Here is a 21,898-nt window from a genome sequence, read left to right on the forward strand (position 1 = left end):
AAGCATTGAGAAATAAAAATTTCTCAATGCTTTTTATGAATTAATTACTTATCTTCTTTTTTTGGTAATTGATTTTCTAAGTTTGTACGTACGACTAGAACATCACATGCTGCATTGCGAATAACGTATTCTGAAACAGAACCGATAAATAGACGTTCGACTGCGTTGAGTCCAGTTGCACCTAAAAGGATCAAGTCCACTTCATGGTCTTCAGGGATTTCTTTAGCAATGATATGCTTTGGAGAACCGTATTCTACTACAGTTGTCACTTGATGTAATCCAGCTTTTTTAGCTTTCATCTCATAATCGGCTAGTGTTTGCTTGGCCATTTCTGTTGCTTGTTCTGCCAACATGCCATCAAAGGATGAAACAGTTTGGAAAGATCGTGTGTCAATGACATGAGCTAATAAAAGCTCGCTGTTATTTCTTAAAGCAACGTTTACTGCTTTTTTAAACGCTAATTCGGCTTCTTCAGAACCGTCGACCGCAACCATGATTTTTCTATATTGTTGTAACATCAGCATTCACTCCTTCAAAAAAGATACTTGGTTTACAATTCTATTGTAAAGCAAATTCAAAGAAATGAGAATTATTTACTGTCAGGTTTCGTCATTTTTTTGGCAAAACCGATGCTGAAGACAGAGGCAACAGCAATTACGATGACTAAATAGAGTAATGCAAAAAACCGATGATTGATTGCTACGACAACGAGTCCTAGAAGTCCTAAAAACGCGTAGATCGAACCGAAAATACTTAGAAAATCTTGATTCTTTTTATTCTGTTCGATAAGAACGAAAAAAATCGCTTGTTTTTTAAATAAGTAATAACTGACAAATAATAGCAATAAGGCGGCAATCGCCATCAATAAACGAATCATTGTATCCACTCCTACTTTTTCTAAAACCAATCATACCATAAAAGAGGCAGCACCGATAAATCGGTACTGCCTCTTAATAGGTAAAGAAATGGTAATCTCCGTTAATGCCGTTGTTTGTCCTGTAGTATTGATCCCGCGAATTCAAGCAGGTGGGTCCCATGGTCGTCGCATCGAACTACCAAATGATAAGGCATGTTACCAGCTGTGACACAAGACAGGTCCCAAGATATCAATAAAAATGTTCGGTCAACACACAAAGAGGACAATTCGAACATCACAGATTTCCCACTTCTATAGTAGCATATGGATTTAAAAAGAGCAATGTGGGCGCTCAATAATTTTGAACGCTTTCAATGACGGTGGTTATTGTGTTTTATTCTGCCATTCTTTAATGCGCTGATATTGTTGTCCTAAGGCTTGTTCGTACTTCCCAGTATTTTTTGGTTGATAATACTGTGTATGTTTCAGTTTATCAGGTAGATATTGTTGATCGACCCAAGCATTTTCGTAGCTATGAGGATATTGATAGTCTACACCTCGATTCAATGACTTGGCACCTTGATAATGGCTATCTTTTAAGTGATCAGGAACTTCGCCTGCCTTTCCTGCTCTTATGTCTGCAATGGCTTTATCTAATGCGGTATAGGCAGAATTGGATTTTGGTGAAAGGCAAAGATCGACGACTGCATCAGCTAAAGGAATACGACCTTCTGGTAAACCTAAACGTTCAGCAGCAAGCACAGCGTTGACTGTTCGAGCCGCAGCAGCAGGGTTGCCTAAACCAATATCTTCATAGCCAATCACCATTAGGCGACGACAAATACTTGCTAAATCCCCAGCTTCGACTAAACGCGCCAAGTAATGTAATGCAGCATCCACGTCGCTCCCACGAATGGATTTTTGAAATGCGGAGATCACATCATAGTGAGCATCCCCATTTTTATCATGCGTCAATGCTTTTCGCTGGATACACTCTTCGATAATAGCGAGGGTGAGATGAATTGTACCGTCTTCTTGTTTTTTAGTGGAACGTACAGCAAGTTCCAAACCATTAAGTGCGCTTCTCAAATCACCGTTAGTAGCACGAGATAGATGAAGCAAGGCATTTTCATCTATTTTAATCGATGATTCTCCCAAGCCATTTTCTTTATCGGACAATGCACGATGAATGGCTAATTGGATATCTTCTTCGTCTAACGGTTTTACCTCAAAGATCTGTGTCCGACTACGAATTGCTGGATTAATAGTGATGTAAGGATTTTCCGTGGTTGCCCCAATCAAGATGATACGACCGTTTTCTAAATGCGGAAGTAAAAAATCTTGCTTTGTTTTATCTAATCGATGGACTTCATCAAGTAAAAGAATCACAGTACCGCTCATTCTAGCTTCTTCGGCGACAACTTGTAGATCTTTTTTAGAATCAGTCGCGGCATTCAACATCCGAAAGGCAAAATTAGTTGAGCCAGCAATGGCACTAGCGATACTTGTCTTTCCTGTGCCGGGAGGTCCATATAAAATCATGGAAGATAACATTTCTGCATCAACCATGCGGCGAATGATTTTACCTTCCCCAACTAAATGGCGTTGGCCAACGACTTCATCGATATTTTTCGGACGCATCCGATAGGCTAATGGTTGTTGCATCAGTCTGCCTCCTTTGGATTATTCGTTCGTTTATTATAACATATCTCATAGGATAAAGGGGCGCAAAAGGCGGAGGAATAGTCAGCATAGGGAGAGAAGCTCGAAATAGGTTTCTCTAGTTCAGCAATGGCAATCGCCAACTTTCTGACCCGCTTTTTTCATAGCTTCTTTGCCTAATATTGTGTATGATAAAGGTGGTGAAGCAAATGACAAATCAAAAACAATTAGATGAACTTTTATTAAATAAAACAACGGTAGAAGTGGCAAAAGATTTACTAGGAATGTATCTGGAATATGAAACATCCAAAGGGCGCTTAGGTGGCTATATCGTAGATGCAGAAGCTTATTTAGGTCCGGAAGATCTGGCTGCTCACAGCTATGGTATGCGGCGTACGCCTCGAGTGCGTGCCATGTATGAAGAACCAGGAACGATTTATCTCTACACGATGCACACCCACTTGATTTTAAATATCATCACGCAACCTGAAGGCGTGCCACAAGGAGTGATGATCCGTGCGATTGAGCCTGTTGAAGGGGTAGAGCAAATGAGCCTGAATCGCAAAGGGAAGGCAGGCCCTGATATTAGTAATGGTCCGGGGAAATTAGTGGCAGCCTTAGGTCTATCACCAACTTTATATGGAGAGTCGATTCGTGATAGCTCGTTGCGTTTAGTTTTTGAGAAAAAACGGCTACCAAAAAAAATATTGGCGTTGCCGAGAATCGGTATACCGAATAAAGGCGAATGGACGGAAAAACCATTGCGTTTTGTCGTTGCTGGAAATCCGTATCTTTCATTACAAAAAAAGAACCAAGTCGATGCAGACTGGGGTTGGAGGAAACAAAATGAAGAAAACAACAATATTAGACTATCTTGATGCGGCTATCGAAAAGAAAATCACAGACTATGATGTGGCGTTAGATTGGGATACAAAAAATCATACGATTGAGATCGTGGTACGCTTATTTGCAGAAAATCAGGCGCATTATGAACTAGATGATGCTCAAGGAGTTGTCTCGGAAGAAGATATCATTGAATTTGAAGATGGCGTCTTATTATTCAACCCAGAAAAATCAACATTTGATGAGCAAGATTATCTGGCAATGATCCCTTATGAAGGCAAGAAAGGTTTAACAACTTCCGTAGCTGATGCACTGATCGACTACCTGAATGATGTTTTAGCACAAGGTCAAAGCGACCTTTTAGATTTTTTAGATGCAGAAGACGAATCAGCTGTCTTTGAATTGAAATGGGACAACCACGTATTCGCACGTTTAGTCGAAGAAAAACAACTAAATGGTAAAGATGTCTATTTACCTTATCCTAGCTATTAAGGAGCAACGTATATGAAATGGAATGAAGTCAAAATCGAAACGGCGAGTGAAGCGGTTGAAGCAGTCGCAAATATTTTAATGGAAGCAGGAGCGAGTGGTGTCGCGATCGAAGATTCATTGGACGTCGAAAATTTTAAATCTGATCCTTACGGAGAAATCCTAACAAAAGAAGATTTTACAACAATTGAAGAGGGGGCCATCGTGATGGCTTATTTCCCTGAAACGATTTTTTTACCGGAAATTTTACCTTTTATCAAAGAACGCGTGACAAAATTACCCAAATTTGGATTAGCAATAGGTAAGAACATTGTGACGGTGAGTGAAGTCGAAGAAAGCAATTGGGCAACGGCTTGGAAAAAATATTATCATCCGGTTCGAATCACACGGCTACTAACGGTCGTACCAAGTTGGGAAAGTTATCAAACGAATGATCCATTAGAAAAAATCATTACATTAGATCCAGGGATGGCGTTTGGAACAGGGACACATCCAACGACTTCTTTGACATTACAAGCGCTGGAGTCGACCTTGCGAGGTGGAGAAACGCTTTTAGATGTCGGTACTGGTTCCGGAGTGTTGAGCATTGCGGCGAAGCATTTAGGAGCAAAAGAAGTCTATGCGTATGATCTCGATGAAGTGGCAGTGCGTTCAGCAAAAGAAAATATGGATCTAAATAAAGTAGCAAAAGATGTGCATGTGTCAGCCAATGACCTATTAAAAGGTATCGAGATTGAGAGCGATGTGATCGTAGCTAATATTTTGGCAGATATCATTTTGTTGATGATTCCTGATGCGTGGCGTTTACTAAAACAAACTGGGACGTTGATCGTTTCTGGAATTATTGAAGAGAAGAAAGAAATGGTTCTTACGGCGATGGAAGAACAAGGTTTTGTTGTTGACCAAGTGTTCCAACAAAAAGATTGGTATGCCATTATGCTAAAAAAACCTGAGGTGGATTAAATGCAACGATATTTTCTAGATGAATCCTATCGCCCACAAGAACATTATGTATTAGAAGGTGAAGCTTACCATCATATGGTAAGAGTCATGCGTATGGCAGTGAAAGATCAGGTCTATTTAGCATTTAACGACCAAATCGCAATCATTGCAGAAATCAATGAAATAAAGGAGAATGAAGTCTTCTTAGTCGAAGTGGCGAAAGAAAGTGTTCAAAAAGAATTACCCTGCAAGATCACGATTGCTAGCGGATATCCTAAAGGGGATAAGTTGGATTGGATCGTACAAAAAGGAACAGAGCTAGGCGCTCACGGGTTTGTGGGATTTCCTGCTGCGACTTCTGTCGTTAAATGGGATGCCAAAAAACGCAAAAAGCGGCAAGAACGGTTGGTCAAGATTGCACAGGAAGCTGCGGAACAGTCGCATCGCCAAGTCGTACCGCAAGTATCTTTAATGGAGACAGAAAAGGAATTTTATGAGACGCTCAGTTTGTATGATGTCCTTCTGATTGCATATGAAGAATCAGCAAAACAAGGGGAAGCCGCTAATTTGGCCAAAATACTTCAATCTGTTTTACCAGGCACTCGGATCCTTGCAGTGTTTGGCCCAGAAGGCGGATTATCACCACAAGAAGTCGCTCATTTTGAATCACAAGGTGGCATTCTTTGTGGTCTTGGTCCAAGAATCCTACGAACAGAAACTGCCCCCTTGTATTTGTTGAGTGCCGCAAGTTTTCAACTTGAATTACAAGCACTTAGCAAGTAATAGGCGAGTTAATCGTTAGGGATAACGATCTTCTACAAAGCAAATGAATGACTTTTTCTGTTTTCTTGATCCCTCAAAGCGAAGGGAGCATTTTTCCTTTTGTACGGAATTGAAAATCATTGACACAATCGGTATAATAAGAACAATTATTTAATCCTAAGCTATAAAAAATGCTTTCTTACGAAAAAAATATCTGTTTTGATTATGAATAGAAAGGGGGATGTTTCCCATGCCAAAAGAAGAAATATTAACAGGGCCTGACGTTATTAAGATGGTTAGCCAATACATGGGACCTGAACATGTCGCTTTTGTGCAAAAAGCATGTGATTACGCGACCACTGCACATGAGGGACAATTTCGTAAATCAGGAGAACCTTATATCATCCATCCGATCCAAGTTGCAGGGATTCTTGCAGATCTACGAATGGACCCCCATACGGTTGCCACTGGTTTTTTACATGATGTGGTAGAAGATACAGAAGTAACCTTAGAAGATTTAAGAGAAGCCTTCGGGAACGACGTGGCAATGTTGGTGGACGGAGTGACGAAGTTAGGGAAAATCAAATATAAATCCCACGAAGAACAACTAGCGGAAAATCACCGCAAAATGTTATTAGCTATGGCTCAAGATTTACGTGTAATCATGGTGAAGTTAGCCGATCGTTTACATAACATGCGTACGTTAAAGCATTTGCGGGAAGATAAACAACGACGCATTGCGCAAGAAACATTGGAAATCTACGCACCGCTTGCTCATCGTTTAGGGATCAGTCGAATCAAATGGGAATTAGAGGATACGGCATTACGTTATCTTAATCCAAAGCAATATTATCGAATCGTCCACCTGATGCAGACAAAAAGAGAAGAACGTGAAAACTACGTTAGTGGGGCTGTAGAGGATATTCGTTTAGCGACGGAAGAATTAGGTATTTTTGCGGAAATCTATGGTCGTCCGAAGCACATTTATTCCATTTACCGGAAGATGAAGGATCAAAAAAAGCAGTTCAATGAAATTTACGATCTACTTGCAATTAGGGTCATCGTGGATTCGATCAAAGATTGTTATGCAGTACTAGGAGCAATCCATACGAAATGGAAACCTATGCCAGGTAGATTCAAAGATTATATCGCGATGCCTAAAGCGAATATGTATCAATCGTTGCATACGACTGTTATCGGACCAGCTGGCAACCCTGTCGAGATCCAGATCCGTACCCAAGAAATGCACGAAATCGCTGAGTTTGGGGTAGCTGCTCATTGGGCGTATAAAGAAGGAAAAGGCGAAAAAGTTGAACCTGATGGGATGACCAAACAGTTAAGTTGGTTCCATGAGATCATCGAACTGCAAGATGAAAGTTACGATGCTTCTGAATTCATGGAGGGTGTGAAAGGCGATATCTTTAGTGATAAAGTCTATGTGTTCACTCCCAAAGGCGATGTGACTGAGCTTCCTAAAGGATCAGGACCGTTAGACTTTGCTTATAGCATCCATACAGATATCGGAAACAAAACAACCGGTGCCAAAATCAATGGGAAAATGGTCCAATTAGATTACAAATTGAAGAATGGTGATATCATTGAGATTCTGACTTCGCCAAATTCATTTGGGCCAAGTCGTGATTGGCTGAAATTAGTAGCCACAAGTAAAGCGAGAAATAAAATCAAACGTTTCTTCAAGGGTCAAGATCGAGACGAAAATGTGACGAAGGGCCATGAAGCTTTAGTGAAGTGTATTACGGATCTTGGCTTTTTACCAAAGGAGATTCTTTCAAAAAATAAATTACATGACGCATTAGAACGCTTGAATTTTCAAACAGAAGAAGATATGTATGCTGCGATTGGTTATGGCGAAGTAAGTCCATTGACGATGGCTAATCGCTTGACTGAAAAAGAGCGGAAAGAACAAAAAATCGAGCAACAAAAACAAGAAGCAGAAGAGTTGATGAATCAACCTAAAAAAGAGCCTGAAAAAGTGAAGGTTCGTCATGAAGGTGGCGTCGTCATCCAAGGTGTTGAAAACTTGTTGATCCGGATCAGCCGTTGTTGTAATCCTGTACCAGGTGATGACATCGTGGGCTATATCACCAAAGGACGTGGTATCTCGATCCATCGCAAAGACTGTCCAAATGTCCAACCAGACAAACCAAATGTGGAAGAACGGTTGATTGACGTTGAATGGGAAGACACTTCAAATACGAACAAAGAGTATGATGCTGATTTAGAGATCTATGGCTATAATCGTTCTGGCATGTTAAATGACGTCTTGCAGACAGTGAATGCGATGACTAAAAATCTGAACAGTGTCGAAGCACGAACGAATAAAGACAAAATGGCGACGATCCATTTGACAGTAGGAATACGTAACTTGTCACACTTGAAAAGTATTGTCGATAAAATCAAGACCGTACCGGATGTATATAGCGTCCGCCGGATGAATGGCTAGGAGGTAGTACCTTGCGCGCAGTGATCCAACGAGTGAGTCAAGCAGCTGTGTCGATCAACGAACGAGAAGTGGGTCGTATCGATCATGGCTTGTTGATTTTGCTAGGTGTTCATGATACAGATACGCAAACAGACGTAGATTATTTGATAAAAAAAATTGCCCAGATGCGTATCTTTGAAGATGAACAAGGAAAAATGAATTTAAGTATTGAAGATGTCAAAGGAACGCTGTTGAGTATTTCTCAGTTCACTCTTTTTGCAGACACAAAAAAAGGCAATCGACCAAGTTTTATCGCAGCAGCACGTCCGGAAACAGCGATTCCTTTATACGAAGCATTTAACGAAGGGCTAAGACAACGAGGTATCACAGTTGAAACAGGAGAATTTGGTGCAGATATGGCGGTTTCTCTTGTGAATGATGGCCCAGTGACGATCATTATTGATTCTCAAAATAAATGATAAATGAATAAAAAAAGATCAGTCTGATTTTGATGGAGTTTCTCAAAATCAGTCTTTTTTTGCCTTTATCCGAGAATCCGTTTTCATTTTCTATTCATCAGGAGTATTGATATACGATAAAATGGAACATAGGAGTTGCTTGCTAATGACTAATAAAAAGCAGACAACGATAGACGAGATACTTTCCCACCGCTATGATAATGGCTTTGATTACTGGACAACGCCAGATAAAAAATTGTTCAAAGGAGCCCCTTTCACTATTTTAGAATGCCATTATATCTTTTAGATGTAAGTAGAATATCCCTTTAGAAGCTATAATTTATTTTATGATGTCTATGTTTTGTCTTTTTACAAACATGGTAGAAAAGACGTGCGGTTTAAAGGGGCATTTCACGAGTTGACTACAAAGCTAGACGAAGGAATGAGGTGAGTGACAGAGTCACAGAACGTTATAATGAAATCTTATTAGTGATGAGGAAGGCTTTTATTCAAGGTTAGGCAACGCAAGAGAAATAAATGGTATCACTTGGTTTCAAACACTTCTTTTGTCAGTTTTATTGTACAAGGAGTATCCTAATAATATCTAAAGTTATTTATTAGGAGGCAAAAAACTATGCAAGAAATCCCAGTGGTCGATATCAAAATGACCGAAATCAAAAAATACTATAATGAGGGCTACAAAATGCTCGGGAAGTTAAGAGAAGAAGCTCAATCACCTGTTGTGAAAGCAAAGATATTCAATAAGGAAGCTGTGATCATCTATGGGGAAGAGGCAGCGAAACGTTTTTATGATCCAAGAAATTTCAAACGAGAAGGTGCGATGCCTAAAATGGTCCAAAAAACATTATTTGGAAAGGACGGTGTGCAGTCTTTAGATGGCGCGGAGCATCATCACCGTAAAGCAATTTTTATGGATTTGATGACACCAGAGCGAATGGAAGACTATCATCAAATATTGGATCGAGTATTGGCACATGAATTGGAACAACAACATGGTACCTTTGAGTTATTTGACCTGAGTAAAAAAGTACTTTTTACCACCATCTGTGAATGGTCAGGAATCAACTTAGCAGATTATTCAGAAGAAGAGATCAACCAACTGGCAGATTATCAGATCTCTATGATCAGTGGGACAGTCACTTCGCCAATCGATCATTTTAAAGGTGTAGAAAATCGGAAAAAATCAGAGAAATGGGCGCAAGAGTTGTTGGAAGAAGCACGAGCAAATCCAGTAGCCGGAAAAGAAAATGTCCCCCTGTATGCTTTTGCACATGCGACTGATCTTAAGGGCAATCGCTTACCATTGGATATTGCTGCGGTAGAGTTGTTGAATATCATTCGGCCGACCGTGGCATTGACCGTCTGGGCGGTTTTGATGGGGCATGCTCTTTTCAGCCGACCAGATATCTATCAACAACTAAAAAATGATTTTAAGGAACTACAGGATCCTTTTATTCAGGAGATGCGTCGGTATTATCCATTTTTCCCAATGTTACCCGCCTTTGCTTTGCAAGATGTAGAAGTAGATGGTTATCGCATTCTTAAAGATAGTTGGGTGATTTTAGATTTGTATGGAACAAATCATGATGAACGGACAGTAGATTCACCAGAGGCATTTTTGATCAAACGGTATATTGGTAAAGCGAAAAAAATCTCTTATGAAGAAGAATACGAAATGATTGCGCAAGGTGGCGGTGATTTCCGAAGAATGCACCGATGCGCAGGCGAATGGATCACGTTGCATAGTTTACGTGTCTTTTCCGATCAATTAGTGAATCGTTTTGCCTTTTCTGTGCCAGAACAAGATTGGACGATTCCATTCAATCAATTTCCGACTTATCCGAATAGTCGAGGATTGTTATATAAAGAGTAATATGGATTTTGAGCCTGGCTTGCTTAGTGAGGGAGAGACAAAAGTAACAGTCGCTTTTATCTCTTACGTAAGAATGGATTAGGTAGTGGGAAGAGAAGTAGCCTGTTAGGCAATAGAGTCCTTCTCTCCCGATCTCGTTCTATAAAAATATACAAGAAGTGTGATGGAATGAGTGAGATTACAATTCGTGTATCAGAGGAAGAAAAATCATTTATTTTGGCAATGGCTGATTTGAAAGGACTGACAATAACGGAATTAGCCAGAACGATGATAGTAGGTAGGCTAGAAAAAAATTGACTTGGCTATCTATAATGAAGTGATGAAGGATCATCAGAAAATTGATGAAAATCTTTTGCATGATGAAATGAAAAAAGAGCTAAGGTTATGCTGAAACATCTTGTACATAATAAAAAAAACAACCACCGCATTTTCTCGCGATGGTTGTTTTTGAGTATTATTTAAACTCTCGGAATAACTGATCGATTGTTTGGACATCTTCTAAGGATAAATGGATATCCAAGGCTTTGGCATTGTCTGCGACTTGTTCGGGTTTCTTTGCACCAGGAATGACAAATGAAATCCGCGGGTGTGCGATATACCAAGCTAAAACCAATTGAGCAGTGGTTGCTTGGTACTTTTCAGCAAGCGGTTTGAGTTGATCAACCGCTGTGATGATTCGTTCATAACGTTCACCTTGAAAGTTTGGTTTGTTTTTTCTAGGATCGTCTTCAGAAAAGTGTTTTGGACTTTCTAGATCATACTTGCCAGTCAATAAACCTGAAGCAAGTGGGAAATAAGGTACAAAACCAATCTCGTTAGCATCGAGGTAAGGAAATAATTCTTTTTCCGCTGTGCGATGGATCAAACTGAATTGATCCTGTACGATATCGATATAGCCTTCTTGGTTGGCTTCTTTCAATTGCTCTAAATTGAAATTAGACACACCGATAGCACGGATTTTCCCAGTTTCTTTCAGTTCGTGTAAAGCGGCAACTGCTTCATTTTTAGGTGTTGCTTCATCTGGAAAATGGATATAAAAAATATCGATATAATCTGTTTGCAGACGCTCTAACGCTTCATCGACTGATTTCTTCAAAAATTCAGGAGAGTTATCAAATTTTTCCGGTTGATCTGGAAGATGTGCTGCTTTGGTGGCAATAATCATACGGGAACGATCATAAGCCGGTTCTTGCAAGACTTCTCCAATCAATTGTTCCGAACGACCTTCACCATAAATATAAGCAGTATCAATAAGGTTCAAGCCATTATCTAAGGCAGCTCTGACGACTTTTTTTCCAGTTTCATCCGCTAATCCTGAAAAAAGATTGTGCCCTCCGACGGCATTTGCACCTAAGCCGATTGCTTCGGCATATACTTGAGAATGACCGATTTTTACTTCTGACATTGTTCTACCTCCTTTTTTATTTAGTCTAAATCAAAAAGAAAAAAAGCTGAATCAAAAAGACTTTGAAAAGAAATCAATAAGAATCTACTTGACTTTGCGCTGTGTTTTTAGTAGGTTATAATTAATATCTAAATATCGATGAAAGAGCGAGTAAGTAACTAAATGCTTTATAAGAGAGGATCGTCGTGGCTGAGAGCGATCTAAAACAAGTAGTTTCTGAAAGACACTCTGGAGATGGACGCGTGCAAAGCCGTCCCGTAAACGAGCGTTAATCGTGAGAGGAAAGAGCAATCTTTCAAATATAGGTGGTACCGTGTATGAAATAATCATTCACCCTTGTTCATGGCGAACAAGGGTGTTTTTTGTTGGCATTGATTACATAGTGTGAAGAAAAGGAGAGAAAAAGATGAGCTTCCAAAGACCTAAAGGAACAAATGATATTTTACCTGGAGAATCTGAAAAATGGCAATTTGTTGAAGAAACTGCGCGTTTATTATTCAAAGATTATCAATATAATGAGATCCGCACGCCGATTTTTGAGCATTATGAAGTGATTGCTCGTAGCGTAGGGGATACGACTGATATCGTTTCAAAAGAAATGTATGATTTTTACGACAAGGGCGAGCGTCATGTGACGCTTCGTCCAGAAGGAACTGCACCAATCGTCCGTTCATTTGTTGAGAATAAATTATTTGGACCAGAATATACAAAACCTTACAAAACATTTTATATGGGACCAATGTTTCGTTATGAGCGTCCTCAAAAAGGTCGTTTACGTCAATTCCATCAAATCGGTGTCGAAGCATTTGGCTCAGACAATCCTGCGACGGATGTTGAAAGCATGGTGATGGCCTTAGACTTCTTCAAACAATTAGGAATCAGTCAAATCCGTTTAGTGATCAACTCTTTAGGCGATCAAGAAACGCGACAAGCGTATCGTCAAGCGTTGATCGATTACCTTGTACCGTTCGAAGCAGAATTAAGCGAAGATTCACAACGTCGTTTACATGAAAATCCATTACGTGTATTGGATAGTAAAGACAAACGTGATCAAAAATTCGTAGCAGAAGCGCCTTCGATCTTAGATTATTTAAGTGAAACAGCAAAAGCACATTTTGAAACAGTGATTGCCATGTTGGATGCGTTAGATGTACCGTATGAAATCGACAGCAATATGGTTCGTGGGTTAGATTATTATACGCATACGATTTTTGAAGTGATGAGTGACGCACCTAAAATGGGCGCACAAGCAACGATTTGTGCGGGAGGCCGTTATGACAACTTGGTCGAAGAACTAGGAGGACCAGCGACACCAGGATTTGGTTTTGCGATGGGGATCGAACGTATTTTATTAACGATGGAGGCAGAAGAAGTAGCTGTCCCTGTAATGAATACATTAGATGCCTATGTGGTGGCACTAGGCGAAGAAACAAATATCGAAGCGTTGAAAATCGTTCAAGCGATCCGTGATTTTGGTTTTTCCGCAGATCGTGATTTTATGGGACGTAAAGCCAAAGCACAATTTAAGACAGCAGACAAAGCCGATGCGAAGTTGGTCTTAGTGATTGGTGCGGATGAACTAGCAAATCAAACGATCAACGTCAAATCAATGGCTAATCGTACAGAGAAAAGCTTTGCACTAGAAGATATTTATGACCACTTTGATAAAGTCTATGATGAAATGACATTATCTACTGAACAGGAGGAAAAATGATGGCACAACGAACAGTTTACTGTGGACTGGTTTCAGAAAAGCAGTTAGGACAAACAGTTACATTAAAAGGTTGGGTACAAAAAAGACGGGACTTAGGTGGCGTGATCTTTATCGATTTACGTGATCGTGAAGGGATCGTTCAACTTGTTTTTAATCCAGAAATCAATAAAGAAGCATGGGAAATCGCAGATAAATGCCGTAGTGAATACGTCATCGAAGTGACAGGTACAGTAAAAAATCGGGATGAATTGGCAATCAATCCTAAAATGGCAACGGGTGAATTTGAGATCATCGCGGATGAAATCATTATCTTGAATCAGGCCAAAACACCACCTTTCTTGATTGAGGATGAACAAACGATTAGTGATGAGATTCGTTTGAAGTATCGCTATCTTGATTTACGTCGTCCAAAAATGACGAAAAATATCAAATTGCGCAACGACACAACGAAAGCGATCCGTCATTACTTGGATGACCATGATTTCTTGGATATTGAAACACCTTATTTGGGCAAATCAACACCAGAAGGTGCGAGAGATTACTTAGTACCTTCTCGTATCCATGCGGGGCATTTCTATGCTTTACCACAGTCACCACAGTTGTTCAAACAATTATTGATGAATGCTGGATTTGATCGTTACTATCAAATCGTTCGTTGTTTCCGTGATGAAGATTTACGTGGCGACCGTCAACCGGAATTTACACAGGTCGATATCGAAACGACGTTCTTGTCTGCTGAAGAAATCCAAACCTATACAGAAGGATTGATTGCTAAAGTGATGAAAGAGGTACGTGGTATCGAAGTCACTTTGCCATTCCCACGTATGACGTATGATGAAGCGATGAGCCGTTATGGAAGTGACAAGCCAGATACACGTTTCGACATGGAATTGATCGATTTGAGCACGGTTGTGAAAGACGTTGAATTTAAAGTTTTCCAAATGGCGCTTGAAAATGGTGGAGTGGTCAAAGCGCTGAATGCGAAAAATGCAGCAAGCAAGTATTCACGTAAAGATTTAGATAATCTTGGACAATATGCCACTCAGTTTGGCGCAAAAGGACTAGCTTGGTTAAAAGTAGAAGAAGATGGCTTGAAAGGTCCGATTGCGAAATTTATGGGCGAGGCATCTGAAGAACTGATCCATGCAACAAACGCTGAAGTTGGGGATATTTTATTATTTGGTGCAGATAAAGAAGAAATCGTTGCAGCCACTCTTGGAGCAATTCGTTCTCGCTTAGGAAAAGAATTAGACTTGATCGACGAATCAAAATTCAATTTCTTATGGGTGACAGAATGGCCACAATTTGAATATTCAGCAGAAGAAGGCCGCTATGTCTCCGCGCACCATCCGTTTACAATGCCTAAAGCATCCGATGTCGAGTTATTGGCAACTGATCCGGCAAAAGTCTACGCAGAAGCGTATGACATCGTCTTGAACGGCTATGAATTAGGCGGGGGATCGTTACGTATCCATACAAGAGAATTACAAGAAAAAGTATTAAAAACACTAGGCTTTTCTGAAGAAGAAATGGAAGAGCAATTTGGTTTCCTATTAAGTGCATTAGACTATGGCTTCCCACCACATGGAGGAATTGCCTTGGGACTTGATCGCTTTGTGATGTTGCTTGCAGGTGAGGAAAACATTCGTGAAGTGATTGCTTTCCCTAAAAATGGTAAAGCAGCTGATGTCATGAGTGATGCACCAAGCACTGTTTCTGATCTTCAATTATTTGAATTGAACATCGACGTTACAGATGTTGAATAACAAATAAGAAAGAGAAGTTATTTTCATAGGAATGCCAAGGTTGTGAAAGAGTCACTAATAAGTCGCGATTGATTCGCGCTAGTGACACTGGAGCAACCTTTTTTCTCTTATATTGGAATTTCCAATCTATTTTTCAAAGAAGTCTCTTGATTATATTCTAAAAGATCATATAATAAGGGCATACCAGATAAAGCGAGGCTTTTTTCATGAAAAAAACTTTCGAAAATTGGGCGTATCATGATTATACGACCAAACTTTCGGTGTCGATCGTCTATGCACTGATTGCTTCAGTTGCATTGAACTTTTTTTATCAACCAGGAAACATCTATTCAAGTGGGATAACCGGTCTTGCACAAATCTTAACGACGCTTTCTAAATCAGTAATTGGTTTTGAAATCCCTGTTTCAACCACATTATATTTATTGAATATCCCGTTATTTTTTTTAGCTTGGTTTAAACTTGGAAAGAAATTTACGATTTTTACATTTATCACTGTGACATTAACTTCGCTTAGTATCCATCTTTTGCCACAAACGATTCTTTCCACCGATCCGATCATTTGTGCGATATTCGGTGGTGCCGTCAATGGGGTTGGTATTGGTTTAGCATTAAAAAATGGCTTATCTTCTGGCGGATTAGATATCGTGAGTATTACGATCCGTAAAAAAACAGGTCGATCCATCGGTTCTATTTCCATTTATTTCAATGCACTGATTGTTTTCGTAGCGGGCTTGCTCTTCGGTTGGCAGTATATGTTTTATAGTGCTTTGTCGATTTTTGTGAGTGGTAAAGTGACGGATGTCGTCTATACGAAACAAAAAAAGATGCAAGTCATGATCGTGACTAAACATCCTGAAGCAGTGATTGAAGCCATCCAAAAATGTATGCGTCGTGGGATCACGATCATCAATGAAGCAGAAGGTGCGTATAAGCATGATAAACAAACAGTCTTAATGACGATCGTTACTCGCTATGAGCTTCCTTTGTTACGTGAAGCAATGAAATCTTCTGACCCGCAAGCATTTGTCAGTATTGCGGAAAATGTTCAAATTCTCGGACGTTTTTATGAAGATGGGATTTAGATTTTAGTAAAATAGTTAGATAAAACACAGTGGATAACTGATCGGTTGTCGCTGTGTTTTTTTGATCTTCTTGGCGCTAGCATACCAGAAATGATTGCTGCGATTAAGGAACTGAAAATAATCATTTATGCTAACGATATTTCAACAGGTAAAAGGCGTCTTCCTTCATAAGATTTATGAAGTATGATCATATGAACCACTTATCTGAACTTGGATAGCCACCATGCAATTCAAATTGGATTAGTAGAATTGGCTAGTGATGATGTAGTCCTAACGACGATTGGTAATTACCTTGACTATGTACCCGATCAAGAGTGGTTAGAAAAAATTCCTCCTAACTTGATTGCTAGACATATGCAAGAAGATATCTTAAAACAAGTGACAATAATTGATGATACAAAAATGATAAATGAGTGCAATAACATAACCAAAGAACTATAAAAAGATAAGATATTGGACGAAACCGAAGTTTACGATTTTACAATTAGAAAATCAAAAAGACCTTTTAGAGGCGCTCAAGAAGTTCTGAACATCATAAAAAAGCAAACTTCCTTTATTGAAGTCTTTAAATGTTATGATCAACCATTTGACTACCTACAAGCTTTAAAAAACAAAGATATTTTAGAGCATGCTGACTTTGTAAAATACTTTGTTAAAATGCAAATTGACAGATTAAACAAAGAGCTGAATCCCGTTTCTGGGAGTGACGAGCAGAATATAATTTTCTCAGAAAAATAGAAGATTCACTCAAATAGAATCTACTTCTTATTGATGAACCTGAGTCTTCTTTTGATAATATGATTTTAAACAACAGAATAAATACTGTCCTACAAGATATTTCTAAACATATTCCTGTTTTTGTCTCTACACATAATAATAGAATCGGTGCATCTAACGACAGTTCCGTTAGCAATCTGTCTGTGCAATTGAATTGTCTGGAAGTCGGCAAACGAACCTACAAAACAAGGAGAGATAATTATGAAATACTTGAAAATTGATGATAATAAAGGTTGCTTTGCAAGAGAAGAAACTTGGATTCAAATTGATCAAATCACTAAAGAGGAGATCTTCGAATTAATGTCTCTAGCCGTTTTACCCAAAGACGGTACTACATTTGAAAGGGATGGATTTTCAGAGGAAATGCTACAACCTGGAGTTCATAAAATTGAAATGGCAACACTTATTTTGAAAAAAATTAAATATATGATATGAAAGAGAACGATCATCTGTCTGCTAAAGAACAGGTGATGTTTTTTCGTAATAAGTAGGAATGAGTGATTAAAGTGATCATAGAAAAGGAGTGACAGAGTACTTGCAACTAAGGAGCATAGATGTTTGGAGTATTTACAATGTTCCGATAAGAATCAAGTAAAGTAGAATAGCTTTTATTGATTCTTTTTTGGGAGGGCCAAATTTTTAAATGGCTATTCCAGATGTTTATCCATGCTAAGAGTAGAATTCATTCCATTATTTCTCGCCCATCAACGAAAAATAATGAAACCATATCCAAGCAACAATTAGCCAACTTGTTATATTTGAAATTTTGTTAAAGTTACTTAAAAATGTGTTCTTTTTTGATGAACTATGGGATTATAGTATAAAGTGGCAACTTTTATGAAGTTTTTACTTGCTATTTTTTGGTAATGCACGTATATTACGAATGAAAAAAGTTTATGAAAAGTTGGAAGAATGAATGGAAAAACAAAAAAGATTAAAAAGTAGCCGGTATATCACGGGCTTCGATGGAATTCGTTCATTAGCGGTCATCGGAGTTATTCTATACCACCTGTTGCCAACAAGTATGAAGGGTGGTTACCTAGGTGTTCCGATATTTTTTGTCGTTTCAGGTTATCTTATCACTGATCTCTTACGACAAGAGTGGGAACAAAATGGAAAAATCAATATTTGGCAATTTTATGTTCGGCGAATGAAACGACTGTATCCTGGGCTCGTTTTTTTGCTTATTACTGCATCAGCATATATTACGCTATTCCAGCGAGGATTGTTGAATAATCTTCGGGGCGTTGTACTTAGCAGTTTATTCTATGTCAATAACTGGTGGCAGATCAATAATGGATTATCCTATTTTGATCGTTTTGCAAATGAGTCGCCATTTACCCATATTTGGTCCTTAGCAGTAGAGGCGCAGAACTATCTGATCTGGCCGATCATCTTTGTATTACTCATGGTATTTGTCCGTAAGAAAAAAAATATTTTTTATGTCATTATGGGCACAGCCATTGCTTCGGCGATTTTGATGATGGTGTTGTACTCGCCAAATGGCGATCCTACTCGTGTGTATTATGGGACAGATACTCGCTTGTTCTCGATTTGGATGGGGAGTGCATTGGCTTTTGTTTGGCCAAGTACGCGATTGAAGAAAAATATCCCTAAACAAGCAAAGAAAGTATTGAATTTAGCGGGTTTTAGTTCGTTGCTCATCTTGATCCTCTTTTTCTTTTTCTTAGATGACCATTTGAGCTTTATCTATTATGGCGGGTTCTTTTTAGTCAGTCTTTTATGTATGGTTCTTGTGGCAGTCACAGCGCATCCCGGTGCGAGCTTGAATCGCTGGTTGACGAATCCGGTCTTTAGTTGGATCGGTAAACGAAGTTATGGAATCTATTTATACCAATTTCCGGTAATGATTTTTTACGAAGCGAAAGTATCAGGTATCGCTGATCATGTGTTGCTACACACGGTCATTGAAATCACATTGATTTTATTGATCAGTGAACTGTCGTACCGCTTTATCGAACGTCCATTGGCACGCTTTGATTATAGCCAAACATTTCGCATCGTCAAAGGCTGGTTCACCAAACCTATTTTCAGTTGGAAAAAGCCATGGGTAGTCCCTGGAACCTTAGTCGTAGCGATTGCCTTAGTCGGGTTCGTCACTGCACCTAAAAATGCTGTGACAGCGGACCAAGAGCAATTACAAAAGAATATTGCTGAAAGTAAAAAACTAGCTGAAAAAAGTCAGAATAATCAAGGCAATAATGTAGCACCTATTGACCAAGCGATTTTGGATAAATATGATTTGACCAAAGCGCAAGGGGAAAAAGCCCAACAACTAGAGCTAACTGCATTTGGTGATTCAGTCATGTTAGATGCTGCGGCAGATTTAAAAGAACTATATCCGCAAGTAGTCGTAGATGGTGATGTTGGTCGTCAACTCTATACAAGCGTTCCTTATATCGAAGAATTGAAAAATCGGGATCTATTGAAAGATACGGTATTAATTGGGTTAGGAACAAATGGCTCTTTTTCTGAGGCGCAATTTGATAGCTTGATGAACGCGATCGGGGATCGTAAAGTTTACTGGGTCAATGTTCGCGTACCAACGAAGCGCTGGCAAAATGAAGTCAACACCATGCTCACAGAAATGGAAAAGAAATATGACAACATGACAGTGATTGATTGGTACGGTTATAGTAACGATCACAGTGAATGGTTCTATGATGATCAAGTCCATCCAAATCCAGATGGTATGTTGAATTATATCCATCTAGTCAGTGAAGCACTATTAGGTGGAACAAAAGAATCAGAGACAAGCAAAACGAGTGAGACTGCTTCGACTAGTACGAGTGACACTCTATCTGATAGTACTCAAGTAAGTGAATAAAAACTGAGGTTGTGACAGCAATGTTTTGACCAGATCAGTAGGATAACTCTTACAAAAAAGAATGCCTCAACGAAAATCGTTCTCCGATCTTTCGTTGAGGCATTCTTTTTCTCTAAAATTTTTTTTACTCCGTTTGATCAGGTAAAGAAAGAGAAGGATGTGTCTTCAAATAGTTTTCTTTTTGCCGGCGTGTTTGTTTTTTGAACGCGGCTTCGGCTTTTGTGGCTTCACTTCTTGTAGAGTATCCTTCTGCATGGATCATTTTTACAGGACGTCTCTTTTGCAAACGAGTGTATTTAGCGCCTGTACCATTGTTATGTTCCTGTAAACGACGAGCCAAATCGGTGGTATATCCTCCATAGAACGTATTATCTTGGCAGTGCAATACATAAAAGTAATGGTTATTCTCCATAAAGCATCTCACGGAGTTCAGGGGTATACTCACCTTGCGTATCATAGGTGAATAAAGGTGGAGAAACTTTGAAACCATCGGCTTTTCCTTGCTTGATTCCTTCAATCAATAAAATATTTGCTTCTTTGCCTACTTTAGGATAAACAAACTGAACACGTTTCGGTGCAATCTGATAGGTTTGCATAAGGGTCAAAATCTCTAAGAAACGTTCTGGGCGATGTACAAGAGCTAAGCGACCATTTGTTTTTAATAACTTGCCGGAGATTTGGATCACTTCTTCCAACGTTGTATGGATCTCATGTCGGGCAATTGCTAGATGTTCATTTGGATTTTTTTTGTTTGTAGGTAAGCCTTTAAAGTAAGGGGGGTTGCAGACGACTAAGTCACAAGAGTTGTGTCTGACAACCGATAAGCTTTCTTTTAAGTCAATCGTATGCACGGTCATTTGTTGTTCTAAATGATTCAAGGAAATGCTCCGTCGAGCCATGTCAGCTAAGCGTGGCTGTAGTTCGATTGCATCGATCTTTGCCTGTGTTTGTTTGCTTAAAAATAGCCCGACAGCACCATTCCCCGAACAAAGGTCAACGATTTGACCATTTTTTGGCGCACGAGCAAAATGAGCAAGCAATACGGCATCTAAAGAAAAGGAAAAAACTTGGGAACTTTGGATAATCTTAATATCTTTTGCATATAATTGGTCAATACGTTCATGTTCGTGAAGCATCTAATTCCCTCCAAATGAAAAAACTAATCGTATGTAGTATACTATTTTTATTCAAAAGAACCAAGAGAACTTGTCAAATCGGTCTTTTTTAGGCATACTATAGGAACGAGAAGCAAAGAAAGGAAGAGAATATGTTCTATCGATTTATGCGCGGGCTCGTGAAAGTGATCTTAGCTGTTATCAATGGCAATGCCCGCTATGAGAATAAAGAAGTCTTACCCAAAGACGAGAATTACATACTTGTTGCACCGCACCGCACTTGGTGGGACCCGTTGTATCTCGCTGTTGCTGCATCCCCTAAATCGTTTAGCTTTATGGCGAAAGAAGAATTGTTCAAAAACCCTGTTTTGCGATTCATTTTAACCCGTTCGAATGCTTTTCCAGTCAAAAGGGATAATCCGGGACCAAGTGTGATCAAGACACCTGTCAAGATTCTAAAATCAACCGATCTAGGATTGATCATGTTTCCTAGTGGGACAAGACATGCGACTGAGTTGAAAGGCGGAATGGCATTGATTGCCAAAATGGCCAAAGTAAAAATCGTTCCAGCTGTGTACCAAGGCCCGCTCACGTTAGGTGATTTATTCAAACGAAAACGTGTGATTGTTCGCTTTGGTGAACCGATCGACTTGTCAGATATCAAAAAAACTGACAAGGAAGGAATGGCAGAAATCGAGCGACGTACACAAGCTGCATTTGATAAATTAGACAAGGAAGTAAATCCTGATTTTAAATATGAGATCATAAAAAAGAATGAAACAGAATAATTGTTCTTTATTCGATGAGTGATAAAAGAAACGGATTGTCTAAGACGCCGCTTC

The 21,898-nt window shown here is 39.2% G+C and carries 22 protein-coding genes, 1 other RNA gene and 1 other annotated feature; of the genes, 16 read left to right on the forward strand and 7 right to left on the reverse strand.

Features of this window, described 5'->3' with window-relative positions; genetic code table 11:
• Window positions 1–44 precede the first annotated feature (44 nt).
• From P3R27_RS00125 to P3R27_RS00140, 4 genes are all read right to left on the reverse strand, one after another.
• Entirely contained in the window at window positions 45–518 is a 474-nt protein-coding gene (locus P3R27_RS00125) for a universal stress protein (protein ID WP_010734215.1), read from the reverse strand.
• A 71-nt stretch (window positions 519–589) separates the two neighbouring features.
• The gene (locus P3R27_RS00130; RefSeq protein WP_034687203.1) at window positions 590–877 is read right to left on the reverse strand and encodes a hypothetical protein; all 288 of its coding nucleotides are present in this window, start codon (window positions 875–877) and stop codon (window positions 590–592) included.
• A gap of 91 nt (window positions 878–968) precedes the next feature.
• A non-coding RNA gene (gene ssrS, locus P3R27_RS00135) (6S RNA) lies at window positions 969–1,163 on the reverse strand.
• Window positions 1,164–1,240: 77 nt separating this feature from the next.
• Window positions 1,241–2,521 (reverse strand): replication-associated recombination protein A, encoded by a 1,281-nt coding sequence (locus tag P3R27_RS00140; RefSeq protein ID WP_034687200.1) that lies wholly within the window; start codon window positions 2,519–2,521, stop codon window positions 1,241–1,243.
• 206 nt (window positions 2,522–2,727) lie between these two features.
• Here P3R27_RS00140 and P3R27_RS00145 point away from each other — a divergent pair, with 206 nt between their 5' ends.
• From P3R27_RS00145 to P3R27_RS00180, 8 genes are all read left to right on the forward strand, one after another.
• Window positions 2,728–3,396, forward strand: coding sequence for a DNA-3-methyladenine glycosylase (locus P3R27_RS00145; protein ID WP_034687199.1), 669 nt, complete (start codon window positions 2,728–2,730; stop codon window positions 3,394–3,396).
• Window positions 3,365–3,853 carry a DUF3013 family protein gene (locus tag P3R27_RS00150; protein ID WP_034687196.1) on the forward strand — a complete coding sequence of 163 codons (489 nt, stop codon included), beginning with the start codon at window positions 3,365–3,367 and terminating at the stop codon, window positions 3,851–3,853. Before P3R27_RS00145 ends, P3R27_RS00150 begins: the two co-directional genes overlap by 32 nt.
• Window positions 3,854–3,865: 12 nt before the next feature.
• Entirely contained in the window at window positions 3,866–4,813 is a 948-nt protein-coding gene (prmA, locus tag P3R27_RS00155) for a 50S ribosomal protein L11 methyltransferase (protein WP_034687194.1), read from the forward strand.
• A complete protein-coding gene (locus P3R27_RS00160; protein ID WP_034687192.1) occupies window positions 4,814–5,575 on the forward strand; it encodes a 16S rRNA (uracil(1498)-N(3))-methyltransferase in 762 nt (253 codons plus the stop codon).
• 229 nt (window positions 5,576–5,804) lie between these two features.
• Window positions 5,805–8,018 carry a RelA/SpoT family protein gene (locus tag P3R27_RS00165; RefSeq protein WP_034687190.1) on the forward strand — a complete coding sequence of 738 codons (2,214 nt, stop codon included), beginning with the start codon at window positions 5,805–5,807 and terminating at the stop codon, window positions 8,016–8,018.
• Window positions 8,019–8,029: 11 nt separating this feature from the next.
• Window positions 8,030–8,476, forward strand: a complete 447-nt coding sequence (gene dtd / locus P3R27_RS00170; RefSeq protein ID WP_034687188.1) for a D-aminoacyl-tRNA deacylase — start codon at window positions 8,030–8,032, stop codon at window positions 8,474–8,476.
• Window positions 8,477–9,089: 613 nt separating this feature from the next.
• Complete coding sequence (locus P3R27_RS00175) at window positions 9,090–10,349, forward strand: cytochrome P450 (protein ID WP_034687185.1); 1,260 nt, start codon at window positions 9,090–9,092, stop codon at window positions 10,347–10,349.
• Window positions 10,350–10,517: 168 nt separating this feature from the next.
• On the forward strand, window positions 10,518–10,646 hold the full coding sequence (locus tag P3R27_RS00180; protein ID WP_235186268.1) for a DUF6290 family protein: 129 nt from the start codon (window positions 10,518–10,520) through the stop codon (window positions 10,644–10,646).
• 157 nt (window positions 10,647–10,803) lie between these two features.
• On the opposite strand, the gene P3R27_RS00185 is transcribed toward P3R27_RS00180, so the two are convergent.
• Entirely contained in the window at window positions 10,804–11,754 is a 951-nt protein-coding gene (locus tag P3R27_RS00185) for an aldo/keto reductase (protein WP_034687182.1), read from the reverse strand.
• Between the two features lie 129 nt (window positions 11,755–11,883).
• Window positions 11,884–12,095 (forward strand) — a binding site (T-box leader).
• Between the two features lie 65 nt (window positions 12,096–12,160).
• On the opposite strand from P3R27_RS00185, the gene hisS reads away from it, so the two are divergent.
• The 7 genes from hisS to P3R27_RS00220 all read left to right on the forward strand — a co-directional run bounded on the left by hisS (window position 12,161) and on the right by P3R27_RS00220 (window position 19,941).
• Complete coding sequence (gene hisS / locus P3R27_RS00190) at window positions 12,161–13,468, forward strand: histidine--tRNA ligase (RefSeq protein ID WP_034687180.1); 1,308 nt, start codon at window positions 12,161–12,163, stop codon at window positions 13,466–13,468.
• Window positions 13,468–15,234, forward strand: a complete 1,767-nt coding sequence (gene aspS / locus P3R27_RS00195) for an aspartate--tRNA ligase (protein ID WP_034687178.1) — start codon at window positions 13,468–13,470, stop codon at window positions 15,232–15,234. The genes hisS and aspS overlap by 1 nt, the downstream gene beginning before the upstream one ends.
• Before the next feature lie 206 nt (window positions 15,235–15,440).
• Window positions 15,441–16,316 carry a YitT family protein gene (locus P3R27_RS00200; RefSeq protein WP_010734230.1) on the forward strand — a complete coding sequence of 292 codons (876 nt, stop codon included), beginning with the start codon at window positions 15,441–15,443 and terminating at the stop codon, window positions 16,314–16,316.
• Window positions 16,317–16,565: 249 nt separating this feature from the next.
• Window positions 16,566–16,757, forward strand: coding sequence for a hypothetical protein (locus P3R27_RS00205; protein ID WP_051536081.1), 192 nt, complete (start codon window positions 16,566–16,568; stop codon window positions 16,755–16,757).
• A 12-nt stretch (window positions 16,758–16,769) separates the two neighbouring features.
• Window positions 16,770–17,054: a hypothetical protein gene (locus P3R27_RS00210; protein WP_034687173.1), complete on the forward strand. Its 285-nt coding sequence runs from the start codon at window positions 16,770–16,772 to the stop codon at window positions 17,052–17,054.
• Between the two features lie 240 nt (window positions 17,055–17,294).
• Window positions 17,295–17,528, forward strand: coding sequence for a hypothetical protein (locus P3R27_RS00215; RefSeq protein WP_235186267.1), 234 nt, complete (start codon window positions 17,295–17,297; stop codon window positions 17,526–17,528).
• Window positions 17,529–18,009: 481 nt separating this feature from the next.
• Window positions 18,010–19,941, forward strand: coding sequence for an acyltransferase family protein (locus P3R27_RS00220; RefSeq protein WP_034687170.1), 1,932 nt, complete (start codon window positions 18,010–18,012; stop codon window positions 19,939–19,941).
• Between the two features lie 124 nt (window positions 19,942–20,065).
• On the opposite strand, the gene P3R27_RS00225 is transcribed toward P3R27_RS00220, so the two are convergent.
• Both P3R27_RS00225 and P3R27_RS00230 read right to left on the reverse strand, forming a co-directional pair.
• Entirely contained in the window at window positions 20,066–20,353 is a 288-nt protein-coding gene (locus tag P3R27_RS00225) for a GIY-YIG nuclease family protein (protein ID WP_034687168.1), read from the reverse strand.
• Window positions 20,343–21,077, reverse strand: a complete 735-nt coding sequence (locus P3R27_RS00230; RefSeq protein WP_034687166.1) for a tRNA1(Val) (adenine(37)-N6)-methyltransferase — start codon at window positions 21,075–21,077, stop codon at window positions 20,343–20,345. The genes P3R27_RS00225 and P3R27_RS00230 overlap by 11 nt, the downstream gene beginning before the upstream one ends.
• A 131-nt stretch (window positions 21,078–21,208) precedes the next feature.
• Between P3R27_RS00230 and P3R27_RS00235 the strand changes: the two genes are divergently transcribed.
• Window positions 21,209–21,844, forward strand: a complete 636-nt coding sequence (locus P3R27_RS00235) for a lysophospholipid acyltransferase family protein (RefSeq protein WP_010734236.1) — start codon at window positions 21,209–21,211, stop codon at window positions 21,842–21,844.
• Window positions 21,845–21,898: the final 54 nt, after the last annotated feature.

This window comes from Enterococcus spodopteracolus (assembly GCF_030441955.1).
Taxonomy (GTDB): domain Bacteria; phylum Bacillota; class Bacilli; order Lactobacillales; family Enterococcaceae; genus Enterococcus_B; species Enterococcus_B spodopteracolus.

Bases quoted from the DNA above. Each gene is read 5' to 3' on its own strand.
- P3R27_RS00125 (WP_010734215.1), bottom strand. From the start codon at position 518: ATGTTACAACAATATAGAAAAATCATGGTTGCGGTCGACGGTTCTGAA.
- P3R27_RS00130 (WP_034687203.1), bottom strand. From the start codon at position 877: ATGATTCGTTTATTGATGGCGATTGCCGCCTTATTGCTATTATTTGTC.
- P3R27_RS00140 (WP_034687200.1), bottom strand. From the start codon at position 2,521: ATGCAACAACCATTAGCCTATCGGATGCGTCCGAAAAATATCGATGAA.
- P3R27_RS00145 (WP_034687199.1), top strand. From the start codon at position 2,728: ATGACAAATCAAAAACAATTAGATGAACTTTTATTAAATAAAACAACG.
- P3R27_RS00150 (WP_034687196.1), top strand. From the start codon at position 3,365: ATGAAGAAAACAACAATATTAGACTATCTTGATGCGGCTATCGAAAAG.
- prmA (WP_034687194.1), top strand. From the start codon at position 3,866: ATGAAATGGAATGAAGTCAAAATCGAAACGGCGAGTGAAGCGGTTGAA.
- P3R27_RS00160 (WP_034687192.1), top strand. From the start codon at position 4,814: ATGCAACGATATTTTCTAGATGAATCCTATCGCCCACAAGAACATTAT.
- P3R27_RS00165 (WP_034687190.1), top strand. From the start codon at position 5,805: ATGCCAAAAGAAGAAATATTAACAGGGCCTGACGTTATTAAGATGGTT.
- P3R27_RS00175 (WP_034687185.1), top strand. From the start codon at position 9,090: ATGCAAGAAATCCCAGTGGTCGATATCAAAATGACCGAAATCAAAAAA.
- P3R27_RS00180 (WP_235186268.1), top strand. From the start codon at position 10,518: ATGAGTGAGATTACAATTCGTGTATCAGAGGAAGAAAAATCATTTATT.
- P3R27_RS00185 (WP_034687182.1), bottom strand. From the start codon at position 11,754: ATGTCAGAAGTAAAAATCGGTCATTCTCAAGTATATGCCGAAGCAATC.
- hisS (WP_034687180.1), top strand. From the start codon at position 12,161: ATGAGCTTCCAAAGACCTAAAGGAACAAATGATATTTTACCTGGAGAA.
- aspS (WP_034687178.1), top strand. From the start codon at position 13,468: ATGGCACAACGAACAGTTTACTGTGGACTGGTTTCAGAAAAGCAGTTA.
- P3R27_RS00200 (WP_010734230.1), top strand. From the start codon at position 15,441: ATGAAAAAAACTTTCGAAAATTGGGCGTATCATGATTATACGACCAAA.
- P3R27_RS00215 (WP_235186267.1), top strand. From the start codon at position 17,295: ATGAAATACTTGAAAATTGATGATAATAAAGGTTGCTTTGCAAGAGAA.
- P3R27_RS00220 (WP_034687170.1), top strand. From the start codon at position 18,010: ATGGAAAAACAAAAAAGATTAAAAAGTAGCCGGTATATCACGGGCTTC.
- P3R27_RS00225 (WP_034687168.1), bottom strand. From the start codon at position 20,353: ATGGAGAATAACCATTACTTTTATGTATTGCACTGCCAAGATAATACG.
- P3R27_RS00230 (WP_034687166.1), bottom strand. From the start codon at position 21,077: ATGCTTCACGAACATGAACGTATTGACCAATTATATGCAAAAGATATT.
- P3R27_RS00235 (WP_010734236.1), top strand. From the start codon at position 21,209: ATGTTCTATCGATTTATGCGCGGGCTCGTGAAAGTGATCTTAGCTGTT.